The organism is Schaedlerella arabinosiphila (genome assembly GCF_003885045.1).
In the GTDB taxonomy this organism is placed as follows: Bacteria; Bacillota; Clostridia; order Lachnospirales; family Lachnospiraceae; genus Schaedlerella; species Schaedlerella arabinosiphila.
Genome location: NZ_RHJS01000002.1, coordinates 3,911,402 through 3,925,195 on the forward strand (window position 1 = coordinate 3,911,402; position 13,794 = coordinate 3,925,195).

The 13,794-nt window shown below is 51.7% G+C and carries 10 protein-coding genes; 1 reads left to right on the forward strand and 9 read right to left on the reverse strand.

All coding sequences use genetic code 11. From position 1 onward, the window contains the following. Together EBB54_RS18660 and EBB54_RS18665 are read right to left on the reverse strand one after the other, a co-directional pair. The gene (locus tag EBB54_RS18660) at positions 1–513 is read right to left on the reverse strand and encodes a hypothetical protein (RefSeq protein WP_125128518.1); all 513 of its coding nucleotides are present in this window, start codon (positions 511–513) and stop codon (positions 1–3) included. Between the two features lie 56 nt (positions 514–569). Beyond that, positions 570–1,421: an AraC family transcriptional regulator gene (locus tag EBB54_RS18665; protein ID WP_125128519.1), complete on the reverse strand. Its 852-nt coding sequence runs from the start codon at positions 1,419–1,421 to the stop codon at positions 570–572. A 172-nt stretch (positions 1,422–1,593) separates the two neighbouring features. Between EBB54_RS18665 and EBB54_RS18670 the strand changes: the two genes are divergently transcribed. Further along, positions 1,594–4,677 (forward strand): glycoside hydrolase family 2 TIM barrel-domain containing protein, encoded by a 3,084-nt coding sequence (locus tag EBB54_RS18670; RefSeq protein ID WP_125128520.1) that lies wholly within the window; start codon positions 1,594–1,596, stop codon positions 4,675–4,677. Between the two features lie 124 nt (positions 4,678–4,801). Here the strand turns inward: EBB54_RS18670 and EBB54_RS18675 are convergent, their stop codons facing one another. The 7 genes from EBB54_RS18675 to ydjG form a co-directional block, all read right to left on the reverse strand. After that, positions 4,802–5,749 (reverse strand): helix-turn-helix transcriptional regulator, encoded by a 948-nt coding sequence (locus tag EBB54_RS18675; RefSeq protein WP_004075162.1) that lies wholly within the window; start codon positions 5,747–5,749, stop codon positions 4,802–4,804. Positions 5,750–5,782: 33 nt separating this feature from the next. After that, complete coding sequence (locus tag EBB54_RS18680; RefSeq protein WP_125128521.1) at positions 5,783–6,514, reverse strand: LytR/AlgR family response regulator transcription factor; 732 nt, start codon at positions 6,512–6,514, stop codon at positions 5,783–5,785. Between the two features lie 12 nt (positions 6,515–6,526). Next, positions 6,527–8,296, reverse strand: a complete 1,770-nt coding sequence (locus tag EBB54_RS18685) for a tetratricopeptide repeat protein (RefSeq protein ID WP_125128522.1) — start codon at positions 8,294–8,296, stop codon at positions 6,527–6,529. 131 nt (positions 8,297–8,427) lie between these two features. Beyond that, complete coding sequence (gene eno, locus EBB54_RS18690; protein ID WP_125128523.1) at positions 8,428–9,705, reverse strand: phosphopyruvate hydratase; 1,278 nt, start codon at positions 9,703–9,705, stop codon at positions 8,428–8,430. A gap of 88 nt (positions 9,706–9,793) precedes the next feature. After that, on the reverse strand, positions 9,794–11,140 hold the full coding sequence (locus tag EBB54_RS18695) for a dicarboxylate/amino acid:cation symporter (RefSeq protein ID WP_125128524.1): 1,347 nt from the start codon (positions 11,138–11,140) through the stop codon (positions 9,794–9,796). Positions 11,141–11,710: 570 nt separating this feature from the next. Continuing rightward, positions 11,711–12,568 carry a DeoR/GlpR family DNA-binding transcription regulator gene (locus EBB54_RS18700; RefSeq protein ID WP_125128525.1) on the reverse strand — a complete coding sequence of 286 codons (858 nt, stop codon included), beginning with the start codon at positions 12,566–12,568 and terminating at the stop codon, positions 11,711–11,713. 226 nt (positions 12,569–12,794) lie between these two features. After that, a complete protein-coding gene (ydjG, locus tag EBB54_RS18705) occupies positions 12,795–13,778 on the reverse strand; it encodes an NADH-dependent methylglyoxal reductase (protein WP_004075156.1) in 984 nt (327 codons plus the stop codon). Between the last annotated feature and the right edge of the window lie 16 nt (positions 13,779–13,794).

Here is a 13,794-nt window from a genome sequence, read left to right on the forward strand (position 1 = left end):
TCACACCAGGAACACCCTTTCCGGATACAGCCTTTTCAGTGTCTGGAGCATCTCCTCGTCCAGATCCAGAAGAAGCTTGATCTTCGTCCGGTTTTCCATGATGATCATGGTATAATAGGGCGTATCTTCCTCATAAGAGGTGTAGTCATACTTGGGCAGCTTCACCCCGCCCGCGTCTTTTCGGTATTTTGCCACGGCCTGGTGGCGGTTTGGGGCGGTCGCCTCCATCTCCGACAGCTCCAGTATATGGGCAGTCTTTCGGTAGCGCTTTCCCAGAATGACGTCAATGGTAAGCCTGCGGCCTTCCAGCCGGTACTCATATTCCTTCTGGCTGAACACATCGTATCCGAAATACAGCACCACCAGGAGAAAGCCCGGCAGCATGAAGCCCTGAGAGATGGTAACCCCCAGCAGCAGGATAATCACCGCAAAAATAATCATCAGTTTCCGCAGGAATCCCGCCATGGCTTTCGGTTTTCTCTTCACCTGCTTAACAATCGCATATTCAAACATGTCCTTTCATTCCTCTCTGTTGTTTTTTTCGGCTCAGCCCCGCCCGGCACGGGCCGTCACGCCTTTTTTCCGCTTTCCGTCTTTCTGTACCGGGTGGGTGTCTGCCCTTTGCATTTTTTAAATGCTTTAGAAAAATAAAGATTGTCCTCATACCCCACGGAATGGGCGATGGCCGTGATCGGCATGTCCGTCTCCCGCAGCAGCCTGCATGCCTGCCGAATCCGGTATTCCTCCACATAATCCTTGGGGGACATCTTCAGAATCTTCTGGAACATCCGGTACAGATAGCTGCGGCAGACCCCGGTATATCCCGCGATGTCCTCAATCGTAATGGGATAAGAATAATGCTCCTCAATGTAGCGGATCGCCTGCTCCACCCGCCCTGTCTGCAGGTTCTTCTGCTTCGCCTCCGCCGAGGAATTTTCCATCAGCATGGCGATCATGGAATACAGCGCGCCGGTCATGGACACCGCGCCGCAAAATGTATTCCCTTTCGCCTCATACACCTGCTGTATCCTCCGTTCAATCACGCCGCTGATCTCCGCCTGCTCCAGCACAGGGGAATCCTCCGAAAAATCCGTATGGTTCAGAAGGTAAAACGCGTCGGTTCCGGCAAATCCCACCCAGGTATAGACCCAGGGTTCCTCCTCGTCGGCCCGGTAACATGCTTCCATATTCGGATAGATCAGGAAGGTGTCTCCCTTCTTTAAGTGATAGGTCTTTCCCCGTATCTCAAAATGCCCTTTCCCGCTCAGCACATGGTGGAGCAGGTAATGGTCCCGCACCCCCGGTCCCCACTGAAATCCGGGCGTGCATTTCTGGCTTCCCACGTTGTATACCGAAAGGGAGCTTAAAAGCCTGTCCTCGGCATAATAGGAACGAATGTCATCTTCGGTTGGATTCGTCATCTGTCCTCTCCTCCTTTTGTCCATTCCAGTATAACTCTATCTCTTCCTCCAGGCAACATTTTTCCATGTATTTGCAATGATTTTATATTGTATTCCTTCTTCATTTCCAGCATAATGGAACAAATATCGTTACTATCATCGGCAGAACAAACAGAGTTAGGAGGTATACACTATGTTTGACTACAGCAAAATCAAAGACCCCGAATTTTTCAAAGAGAACGCCATCCCGGCCCATTCCGACCATGTCTGCTATCCGGACAGGGAGCACCTGGACAGAGGGGAGAATCCGTTCCGCTTTTCCCTGAACGGCATCTGGAAATTTTCCTACGGACGGAATCTGGACGACACGGTGAAAGGGTTTGAAGCAGAGGATTACAACTGCAGAAACTGGGGCGAGATCCGGGTGCCTGCCCATATCCAGATGGAAGGCTACGATGTCCCGGCTTATCTGAACGTACAGTATCCATGGGACGGCCGGGAGCAGATCCTGCCCGGTGAGATTCCCGAAGGCTTCAATCCGACGGCAAGCTATGTCAAGTATTTTGACCTGCCCCAGTCCATGAAGGGCATGCCTGTATATATTTCCTTCCAGGGCGTGGAAAGCGGCATGGCTGTCTGGCTGAACGGGCAGTACATCGGCTACAGCGAGGACAGCTTCACCCCCACGGAATTTGACTTAACCCCCTATATCCGGGATACCGAGAACAAACTGGCCGTGCAGGTCTACAAGTGGACAAGCAGCAGTTGGGCCGAGGATCAGGATTTCTTCCGCTTCTCCGGCATTTACCGGGATGTATATCTCTTTACCAGGCCTAAGACCCACATCTGGGATCTGAAGATCCGCACCCTTCTGGATGACAGCTATCAGGCAGGGGAACTGGTCATCGATGCCCTTAGCTGTGGAACCGGCCGGGCAGAAGCAGAGCTGCGCCGGCTTCCCGCTGCGGATGCGCCCGCCTTGGCCTATGCCGCAACAGCCCCCGCTGCGGTTCCTGTATTCGCTTCCGGTACATTGGATCTGAAGGAAGGGGAAGCACACCTGGCGCTGCCGGTATCCGGTTTTGATCTGTGGAGCGCGGAAGAGCCCAACCTCTATGAACTGCTGCTCCAGGTATACGATGAAAACGGACGGCTGACGGAAGTGATCTCCGAATATGTAGGCTTCCGCCGGTTTGAGATGATCAACCAGATCATGTGCCTCAACGGAAAGCGGATTGTGTTCAAGGGCGTCAACCGCCATGAGTTCAGCTCCAAGGCAGGCCGCGTACCCCAGGAGGACGAGATTCTGCAGGATATCGTCACCATGAAGCAGCACAACATCAATGCCATCCGCACCTGCCACTATCCTGACGATTCTAGGATCTACCGGCTGTGCGACCGCTACGGCCTCTATCTGATCGATGAAAACAATCTGGAATCCCACGGCACCTGGGACAGCTACGCGCAGGGCAAAGCAAAGGACATGAGCATGATCATCCCCTGCGACCGGAAAGAATGGAAGTCCATGATGCTGGACCGTATAAATTCTACATACCAGAGGGACAAGAACCACCCCTCCATCCTGATCTGGTCCTGCGGAAATGAATCCTTCGGCGGCAGCGTGATCCGGGATATGGCGGACAAATTCCGTGAGCTGGACAATACCCGGCTGGTACACTATGAAGGTGTATTCTGCGACCGGCGCTACAATGAGACAAGCGACATGGAAAGCCAGATGTACACCACCGCGGCGGGCATCAGGCAGTTCCTCTCCGAGCACCGCGACAAGCCCTTTATCTGCTGTGAGTATACCCATGCCATGGGCAATTCCTGCGGAGGCATGCACAAATATACGGATCTGACCGATACGGAGCCTTTATACCAGGGCGGATTCATCTGGGATTATGTAGACCAATCCATCTATAAAAAAGACCGCTACGGAAACGAATTTCAGGCATACGGCGGAGATTTCGGGGAGCGCCCGACGGATTATAATTTCAGCGGAAACGGAATCGTTTACGGCGGAGACCGTGCCCCATCGCCAAAGATGCAGGAAGTCAAGTACAATTACCAGAACATTTCCGCAGAAGTATCCGCAGACAGCGTTCTGATTAAAAATAAAAACCTGTTTGTCAATACAGACAGCTTTGACTGCGTGGTTACGCTTGCGAAAGACGGTACCCCGGTCTATGAGACCACCATGGATACCGCGGTGGCCCCGCTGTCCGAAAAGGAATATGCTCTTCCCGTCCGCCGCGCAGAGCAGCCGGGAGAATATGCGGTCACGGTTTCGTTCCGCCTGAAAGCGGATACGCTCTGGGCAAAGGCAGGCTATGAGACCGCATTTGGACAGACTGTATATACCGTGGAAGCTCCCGCGGCCGATGCAGTCTTTGCAAAGCCTGTCACCGTTGTAAGGGGAACCCACAACGTGGGCGTCCGCGGCGAACATTTCGAAGTGCTCTTTTCCGAACTGTCCGGCGGGCTGACCTCCTACCGCTGGGGCGGCGTGGAAATGCTGGAATCCATGCTGAAGCCGAACTTCTGGCGTGCCCCTGTGGACAACGACGAAGGCAGCCAGATGATGGCACGGTACGGACAGTGGAAGCTGGCAAGTCTCTATGCCTCCCACAAGGATTCCGAGACAAACCGGTGCGGAGACGTAGTTGTAGAGGAGCATGAGGGCTCGGTTGACATTACATTCCTCTATCATCTCCCCACCAGGCCGGCGACCTCCTGCAAGGTGCTCTATACAGTCTATGGAGACGGCACGGTAGAGACAACCCTTTCCTATGATCCGGTGAAGGAACTGGGCGATATGCCGGAATTTGGCATGATCCTGAAAATGAACGCCGACTACGATCATGTACAATGGTATGGCATGGGCCTCGCCGAGACCTACACAGACCGCTGTGAAGGCAGCCGGCTGGGCATCTATGAAAATAAAGTCATGGACAACGTGGCGCGTTACATGGTTCCTCAGGAATGCGGCAACAAGGTAGGCGTCCGCTGGGCGAAGGTAACCGACAGGCGCGGCCGGGGGCTGTTGTTTGAAGGAGATTCCATGAGCTTCTCCGCACTGCCCTGGACCCCCCACGAGATGGAAAACGCACGCCATCCCTACGAACTGCCCCAGGTGCATTACACCGTGATCCGGGCGGCCATGCAGCAGATGGGCATCGCAGGCGACGACAGTTGGGGCGCGCGTCCGCTTCCGGAATACCTGCTGGATACCAGCAAAAAGATGAGCTTTACCTTCCGGTTCCGGGGAATATAATACTGAAAACCTGCTGCCGGCAGCTTTTTTGCATGGTGGTATTGAAAAGAGAGAAAAGGGGGGTCTCAGCCCCCCTTCTCTCTTCTTTTTTTGTATTACGGAACTTCCCTGCGGCATTCCCCTTTTACCACCCGGCCTCCGAGTGGATCTGGAATTTCAAAAGCTGCTGTTCAAAATTTTCCGGGCGTTTCCGCCATTCATGGGGTGTGTACCCCGTGATCTGCTTAAAGTTCCGGTTAAACGTGGACAACGTGGTAAATCCGCATTTATGCGCGATATCGGAAACCGGTACATCCGTTTTTTTCAGATATTCGCAGGCCGTGCGCACCCGCACCAGATTGATGTATTCCAGAGGGCTGATTTTCATATACGCGGAAAACGTCCTCCGGAAATGCGTCTCGCTCATATGGCTCCAGTCTGCCAGTTCCCCCACCTTGAGGGGTTCCATATAATGGAGGGTGATGTAATCTAAGGCCCGCGAGATGGGGATCGTAACATTTCCCTCCAGTTCCTTATGCTCCTCGTATTCCTGGTCTTCCAAATCATTCTCCCGTACCAGATTGATCAAAAGCGCCACCAGGATTCCTTTTGCCTCCTCCAGATAGTATTCCTTCGTCTCCCGCATGATATCCAGAAGCTGCCGGATGAGCCTTGCGATCCTGGGAGATTCTTTTACGTTTACAAGAACCGCCCTGGAATTGATCCGCTGGATCATACGTTCTGTTCTCATGGCAGCGCCCCCCCCATTGTGTTCCCGGAGGAAGTTTTCCACATCCACAAACAGGTATTCCCACTGGCTCACCGTACCCGGATCGCTGTTGGTCGTATGCGGGTAATTTCTCGGAATCACGGAATACTGATTGCCCTTGAATCTCAGGTTCTGCTCTCCGAGCACCATATCGCCCTGCCCGCCGTAACAGTACCCGATCTCCAGAAAATTGTGAAAATGCAGGTAATCTACATCCCGTCCGTATGACTGCAGCCACTTTTCCCCCAGCAGCGCCAGGATCGGGCTTCCTTCCGGCATTTTGTAATACCGGAATTCCATTTTTGGTTTTTTTCTTTTCCCCATAAACTCTCCCTTTCCACCTGTACCGCGTCAGACTTAGATCCTGCTTAAAAGCGCCCCTTTTACACTTCGGGAAAACAGGCAGGTCTCCCCGTTGTTCATCCGGATTTCCCGGTTTTTCAGATCCAGCTCTTCAATCTGCTCTACGTTCACCAGATAGGCCCGGTGCACCCTTAAGAAACGGCTTCCCAGCTTTTTTTCCAGCTCCTGCATACTCCCGATAAAATCAATCCTGTCCTTTTCCCCGTGAAGCTCGATCCTGTGGGTTCCGGCTGTTGCGAAGAACATGATCTCGTCCACGGGAATATGCCTGACCACATCCAGTACCTTCACGGTAAAAAATTCCCTCTGTTCTCCAACTTCCCTTTTCATCCGTTCCGTGATCACCTGAAGGCTGTGCCGGATTCCTTCCTGCACCTTCTGTTCATTTTCCTTCACGATGTAGTCCAGTGCTTCCAGATGATAGCGGAAGGTCTCAAAGGCCAGATCCCTGAATGCCGTCACATAGACGATAAATCCCCTGGCATCCAGCTTCCGGATCTCCTGACCCAGGGTAAACCCGTCCATCGGCTCATTTTTCAGTTCCACATCCAGAAAATAGATCCCTCTGCCCGGAGCTTCGGCCACGGCCTTTAAGATGTCCTGCGGATGGGCGCTGCTTAAGACAAGCTTCATGTCGTACTCCCCGATCAGGATCTGCTTTTTCAGATAGTCCTCCTGAAAAGCCCGGATCGCGGGATCGTCCTCACAAATATAGACTGGAAGCATAGCCCGTCCTCCTTACCGTTTTCTCGTATCCGCCATCCCATATCCTCTCAGTTCCTGGTGAAATGCCGTCCGCCTGGAATATCTGCTCCGGTACTCTTCCATGAGTTTGGCTTTTCCTGCCAGCTCTCCTCTGGATTCCCGAACCTCTCCCAGGGCCGCGATGAACGCCGCGCATTCCCCGTAGTAGTTTCTATGGCTCTTATCCATGATGCCTTCCACCCGCATCTGAATCCAGTTTTCCAGCTTTTCCAGAATGCCCTCCGTCTCTTCCTCCGATATAGAGATTCTTTCCCGCCATCTGAGGAAACACTCCCAGAAGAATCCCTGGTCGTCCTCCTTTGTGTCCCGCCCGGTGCCGTTTAAATATGCTTCGGATTGAAATTTTACGGAGGAGACGTATTTGCGGCACATCTCCCGGCCGCCTTCCAAAAGCTCCCGGCCTTCATAAAAATATAACAGGAACAGCGCCAGGCCCTCCTTCATAAACGTGCCGGACCATCCCAGGGCATACCTGTCGTCCATGCCTTTCTCAATGAGCTGACCAAACCTCCCGTCAAAAAACAGAAGCGAATCGTAGGTTCTGTGCTCCGGGCTGTTTTCCTTTCTTTCACCGGTCTGGTACTGGCCCGCCTTTGCCTTCGCCGTCTCGGAAAACAGCTCCGTATAAATCCGCCGCGCCTCCTCCCGGTTCCCCCGTCCGTCCTCACATTCCAGCATCAGGCGCAGGTAATTTTCCACGCTGCTGTCCGAACGGAAGGCTTCCAGCCAGCACCTTTCGGCGCCCGTCCTGTCCTCCAGCCCCAGCGCAAATTCTGCTGTCAAAAGAGCGGCCCGGCTTCTGATCTGGTAGACGGGCAAGATCCTCTCCAGCGCCTCTTTTCCGATCTGCAAGCCCTGCTGCGTCTCATCGGAGGCTTTATATTTTTCCAGGGCCTGCACATATAAGCCGGGGTGCAGGTCCGTATATTTTCTGGCCGCGCTCAGCAATGCTTCCGGATCATCCGCCAGCGAAACGGCTTCCTGCAAAAAACGCTCCGCAACCCGGTCCCCGATCTTCCCCAGATAGTCGATCCACAGACTCAGAAATTCGGAAAACCGATCCAGCTCCCTCCTGCTTTGCTGCATCAGCTTTTCTAAAGAAGCCTCCCTGGAGGACGCGTTCAGAAGGATACGGTAAAGGGCTTCCGGCCTTTCCGGCATCTCGTTTCCCCAGTAGGCCGCAGCAAGGGCTTCCAGAACGAATGTCTCATAATCCAGGGAAATGATCTTATGATACTCCAGATCCTGCAGGGAAAAATCGTCCCCTCCGAACTCCCCTTCCACTTCGATATTCATCTCAAAGAGGAAATCTGCCAGCTCGTAGCCCTCCTGATACAGCTCGCTGTCCGCGCAGGCGTGCACAAGGCTGCACCCTTTCTGAACCGCCTCCCCGATATACTCCGGGTCCTCATAAAAAAATTCTTCATCGGAGCTGTCATACCACTCATTGTATTCTATGTTCTGCACCTCTACCAGCGTCAGCTCGCCGCTGTCGATGAGCTCTAACTGCTTCCGGTTCTTTTTCACTTCCTGCTTTAAGTGTTCTTTATTCAGTTTATCCTGCTTCTCGATATATCCGGCATCCACATTTTTCCCTTTAAAAAAGGACAAACGCTCCAGAAATTCTCCCCTCTTCGTCTCCGAAATAGTGCGTGCATAATCATGGAGGAATGCCGCCATATTGTCCACCGACATGCTCTCGGTTATCAGATCGACTTTTTTCATAAATTCTGTCAGATTCATAGCTGCTGCTCCTTCTCTTCCGTATTCCCTGTGACCACGGTTTTCATTGTACCATATGATCCGCCGCCTTTCAATTCCGAGATACAAACAAAAAAGAGACAGCGCCTGCAAAAAAGCACTGCCTCAAATCTCTATTTTTCCATCTGTTCTTCAATCCGCAGAAGCCGGTTGTACTTCGCCACCCGTTCTGTCCTGCAGGGCGCGCCGGTCTTGATCTGCCCGGTGTTGAACGCCACCGCGATGTCCGCGATGGTGGTGTCCTCGGTTTCTCCGGAACGATGGGATACAATCGCGTTGTAGCCGGATTTCTGCGCCATCTGTATGGCTTCGATGGCTTCCGTCAGCGTCCCGATCTGGTTGACCTTGATCAGGATTGCGTTGGCGGCCTTTTTCTCAATCCCTTTTTTCAACCGCTCCACATTAGTCACAAACAGGTCGTCGCCTACAAGCTGCAGCTTTGAACCGAGGCGGGCGGTCAGCTTTTCCCAGCCCTCCCAGTCCTCTTCATCCAGCGGGTCCTCGATGGAACAGATGGGAAATTCCCCTGCCAGTTCCGCGTAATACTCAATCAGCTCTTCAGCGGAGCGCACCACCTTCTGCCCCTGCATCCGGCTTTCCCCGGGAAATTCATATATTTTATAATCCCGGTTGTATAATTCGGAGGAAGCCACGTCCATTGCGATGGCAATGTCCTGATCCCTCCCCATCCGGTATCCGGCTTTTTCCACCGCTTCCTTCAGACAGTTCAGCGCAGCCCGGGTGTCCGGCAGATCCGGCGCAAAGCCGCCCTCGTCTCCTACCGCGGTGCTTAAGCCTTTCTCTTTCAGAAGGGATTTGAGGGACTGGTAGATTTCCGCGCACATCCGTAAGCCTTCTTTAAAATTTTTGGCTCCCACAGGCATGATCATAAACTCCTGGATATCCAGGGTATTGTCCGCATGGGCGCCTCCATTTAAAATATTCATCATAGGTACGGGAAGTTTTTTGGCGTTGACACCGCCCAGGTATTTGTACAACGGAATGCGCAGCGCATTTGCAGCCGCGTGGGCCGACGCCAAAGAAACGCCAAGGAGCGCGTTCGCGCCCAGACTGGACTTGTTTTTGCTGCCGTCTGTCCTGATCAGGACCCGGTCGATCTCCGTCTGGTCAAATACATTGATCCCAATCACCGCGCCTGCAAGCTGGTCATTGACATGCTCCACTGCGCGCTGTACGCCTTTGCCGCCGTACCGTGCCTCCTGATCCCGCAATTCCACCGCTTCATATTTTCCGGTGGACGCCCCGGACGGTACAGATGCCCGGCCTACCACGGTTTCTCCTGCAAGTACCTCTACCTCTATCGTGGGATTGCCCCGCGAATCCAGAATTTCTCTGGCGTATACGTCACGTATTGGTAAATACTGATACATGTTCTGATTCCTCCTCACCTTCATGAGAAGTATTATGCGCCAAATTTGAAAAGAAAATTCAGGAAAAATTTGCAGTCGGCCGGTTTTTTTATCGATTGTACATATCCTTGTCCAGCACGCCTTCTTTAAAGTTCACAATCACATTGGTGGCCGCGTCGCCGATCACGTTTAGCGTGATCACGGCCATGCCCGGCAGGTAGTTCATTGCCAGCACAAGGGAATATCCGATCATACACAGTTCCGAGCTCATGCCCAGTCCGGACATAACCACATAGACCATGGTGGTGCCTGCTACCGGAATCGCCGGGGTGCCTACCGCCGTACAGATGGACAGGAACGCGGCAGTGGCCAGGGTGGTCGGCGTCACGTTGATCCCGGCTGCCGTGGCAATGAAGGTCACGGCGATCATGTGCATGGCTGTGGTTCCGTTCATATTGATGGTCATGCCGGTGGGCAGTACGAAGCTGCTGATCTCCTCCGAGCATCCCAGTTCTTCCGTACAGGTTTTGGTATTTAAAGGCAGCGTTGCCGCGGAGGAGTTGGTAGCTGCGGCAAACAATCCGATCTTGAAGGATTTTTTCAAAAACGGCATAGGATTCAGCCGTGTGCTGAGGAAGATGCCGATTGGGTAAATCGTTGCAACCAGCGTAAGGCTGACCACGATGGTCGTCACGATCCAGACCAGGGTCGGGCCGATGTACTCTACACCGTATACGGCAAGGGTTCTGGTGATCATGCAGAAGATAGCCACAGGCGCAATCTTGTTGATGAGAAAATTTAAAAACATCTGCACCACATCATTGAGGTTTTCAATCACCTGTTTGAGCGGCTCTGCCTTGGAACCCATTGCGGTCATGCACAGTCCCAGAATGATTGCAATGACCACCACCGAAAGGATCGTATTGTTGGTGGAGCATGCGGAAACGATGTTGGAAGGCACCGCATTTACAACCGTTACGAGGGGATTGTAGCCGTCCATGGTCACTGCCTCCGTTGCCATCTCGCTTGGCAGGTTGACATCAAACCAGCCCATGGATTTTACAAAATATGCCGCAATTCCGGCAAGCGATGCTGCAGCCGCATAAAAGCAAAGGTATGTAATGAAGGTCTTTCCCGCGATCCTTCCCAGCTTCTCCGGATTTGCCAGGCTGCAAAGCGCGAGGGTCAGCGACGTGATGACCAGGGGCACGATGGCCAGCTGCAGCCCGCGCATGAATAGCTGTCCGATAATATAGAAGAGTCCCAACCCTTCAATCCCCTGAGTTGCGGTGATATCCTGGAACAAGATTGCTTCGATCACCTTCCAGACGCCGCTGCCGCCGCTTCCGTTCAGGGCTTCTCTCAAAAGCAGACACAAAAATCCGGCAATAAAGCCGCCTGCCACTGCCAGTATCATCTTCTTTACAATTGAAGTTTCTTTCTTTTTATTTTCCATTGTCTTCCCTTCCTCCTGTTTTGATGCAGCGCCTTCCCGCCGTGGTTCTCTGGCATTGTGCTTTGTTGCTGCAGGCGTTTCTCAGATTCTTTGTTTTTTTGTTTTGTCATTCCTCGGCATACGGATTACATCTGGAAACCGCAATTCTTTTGCGATTCGAATATTTTGTACTCTTTCCCCCTTTTCACCGTATATTCTTTGCTTTTATTGGCAATAACGCACGAATATTATGTCTTGTATTTTACAATATCCACACTTCAATGTCAATCCATTTTCTTTATTTCAAAGAATTTTTGACGTTTTAAACAAATTTTTACACAGATTTTTATACAATATTTTTTTGTTTTATTCAAATTATCTTTGTTTCAAAAATTAATTCAAAGAGAAAAAAAGAGATTTTGCAGATTTTACTTCAAAACAGAAAGAAACTATGTGTGAATAGTAACGTGTGATACAAAAAAATGCCGCCGGCGGCTTTTCTGCATACGATGGTTTTTAAAAAAAGGAGCCGCTGCTCCCAGCGGCCCCTCTCCATATCCCTGTATGGCCATATGTCAAGAAATGTTAATATTAATAGATCAGCTGGATTCCGTTCTCTTCGCAATACCGAATCCATGTATCACCCGGACGCCTGTCTGTGATGATATAATTCACGCTCTTGAGATCAGTCAGGCATACAAACGCCGTCTGGTCAAACTTGGAGTGATCCGCTAAAAGCGCCACCTCCTCCGCCTGCTCCAGCATCAGCTTTTTGATCTCCGCCTCGCTCTCATTGGAATCCAGAACGCCCTTTTCTATGTTCAGACTCTTACAGCTGATCAGGGCGATACTTACATTGTATTTTGCTATATTGGTTTTTGCCAGTTGTCCCTGCAGAGACAATGACTTTTTATTAAATTCTCCGCCTGTCGAAATAATGTTGAAAGAAGACTGCTGAAATTCCCGGAATACTTCTGTTGAATTTGTCACGATCGTCACGTCCCGGTTGTCCGGTATCAGCTTTAACGCCTCCACAACTGTCGTGCTGGAGTCCGCGATGATGGTATTCCTGCCTTCCAGCAGTGCGGCGGTCTTGCGCGCAATATTCTGCTTTTCTTTTAAATGCTTTGTCAGCCGTTTATAAAAATGGACATTTTCCTTCTGAACATCCGCATTCCAGATCGCACCGCCGTGAATCCTGGTCACAACACCTTCCAGCTCCAGCTTATCCAGATCCCGCCGTATCGTCTCCTCGGTCACAGCGCACTGCCTGCTCAGCTCCGCAACCGAAACCTTCTTCATATTCTGGATATTCTGCCTGATCACCATCAGCCTTTCTTTACTCGACATGCTTTCTTCCCTTTCCTCGCCCTCAATACTCAAGGCATCTCTATCTAATAATATACCAGCCTCTTTAGTATTTGCAAGGTTTTTTTCCTTTGAAAGCATTTTTACCTCCTTCGAAACACAACCTCCCTGTCCAAAAATGTGCATTCTTTCGTCTTTAAAAGGCAGACAGGACGGGGTCGGCCGCCGGTCCGCCTGTGTATCCAACACAGCAGTCTGCTCTGCAGCTCGAACCGCCATTTTGAGCTGCCTGCGGCAATAGACGGCTCGAATGCCAGCTTTTTAAAATCGGCCTGGCCAAAGGGCCAGACCGTAAAAAGTACAAAGTTTATTTATCGATATCCTCTGCCAGCTTGCGCATGTATGCAACATCTTCCGGCTCTAATTCGAGCTCCGCGGATTTGATGTTTTCCGCAATCTGCTCTGTTGTCGTAGATCCGCTGAGCAGATTGATAAATTCTCCCTGCGCAAGAATCCATGCAAGCGCCAGGTTTGCGATGGTGCAGTCGTATTTCTCGCAGAGCGGTTTCCACTGATCCATCATATCCATTGCCTTCTGCATGTTGTCCGGCTGGAACCATTTCTTCGGGATCTGTGCCCCTACCGGCTTGTAATCTCTCGGAAGCGCGCCGCTTAAGAGTCCCATTTCCAGCGGAGAGTACGCCTGGATCGTAACATTGTTTTCCTTGCAGACCGGAAGCAGGTCTTCTTCAATTGCACGGTCCAGAATGCTGTATTTTGCCTGTACGATATCCAGCGAGCCATACTTTAAGTATTCTTTGATGTGGTTTACATCTACATTAGCAGCGCCGATGGCCCGGATCTTACCCTGTGCTTTCAGCTCGTTGAGCACCTCCATGGTCTCTGAGATCGGTGTGAAATACGGCTCCACTGCCTGCCAGTGAGTCATATATACATCAATGTAGTCTGTGCCGAGACGCTCCAGGCTCTGGTCGATCTCTTCCAGGATGGACTCCCTGGAAAGGTTTTTGTAAAGCTGTGTGTCTCCTACTTTGTTGAACAGGCTTCCCTTCCTGTCGTTCCAGATGATCCCGCACTTCGTGATGATCACAACATCCTCGCGGTTCATCCCTTCCAGCGCTTTTCCTACGATCTTCTCGCTGTTTCCAAAGTTGTATCCAGGCGCGGTATCGATCAGATTGACGCCTAACTTCGGGCATTCCCGGATCAGATCCACAACCACCTTCAGATCATGGTCGCCGCCCCATGCCGGGCCGCCGCCGATGGACCATGTACCAAGGCCCATTCTTGAGATATCCGTACCTGTGCTGCCAAGTTTCATCTTTTTCATAATCTATATTTTCCTT

Bases quoted from the DNA above. Each gene is read 5' to 3' on its own strand.
- EBB54_RS18685 (WP_125128522.1), bottom strand. From the start codon at position 8,296: ATGAATCTGACAGAATTTATGAAAAAAGTCGATCTGATAACCGAGAGC.
- EBB54_RS18695 (WP_125128524.1), bottom strand. From the start codon at position 11,140: ATGGAAAATAAAAAGAAAGAAACTTCAATTGTAAAGAAGATGATACTG.
- EBB54_RS18675 (WP_004075162.1), bottom strand. From the start codon at position 5,749: ATGGGGAAAAGAAAAAAACCAAAAATGGAATTCCGGTATTACAAAATG.
- EBB54_RS18680 (WP_125128521.1), bottom strand. From the start codon at position 6,514: ATGCTTCCAGTCTATATTTGTGAGGACGATCCCGCGATCCGGGCTTTT.
- EBB54_RS18660 (WP_125128518.1), bottom strand. From the start codon at position 513: ATGTTTGAATATGCGATTGTTAAGCAGGTGAAGAGAAAACCGAAAGCC.
- ydjG (WP_004075156.1), bottom strand. From the start codon at position 13,778: ATGAAAAAGATGAAACTTGGCAGCACAGGTACGGATATCTCAAGAATG.
- EBB54_RS18670 (WP_125128520.1), top strand. From the start codon at position 1,594: ATGTTTGACTACAGCAAAATCAAAGACCCCGAATTTTTCAAAGAGAAC.
- EBB54_RS18700 (WP_125128525.1), bottom strand. From the start codon at position 12,568: ATGCTTTCAAAGGAAAAAAACCTTGCAAATACTAAAGAGGCTGGTATA.
- eno (WP_125128523.1), bottom strand. From the start codon at position 9,705: ATGTATCAGTATTTACCAATACGTGACGTATACGCCAGAGAAATTCTG.
- EBB54_RS18665 (WP_125128519.1), bottom strand. From the start codon at position 1,421: ATGACGAATCCAACCGAAGATGACATTCGTTCCTATTATGCCGAGGAC.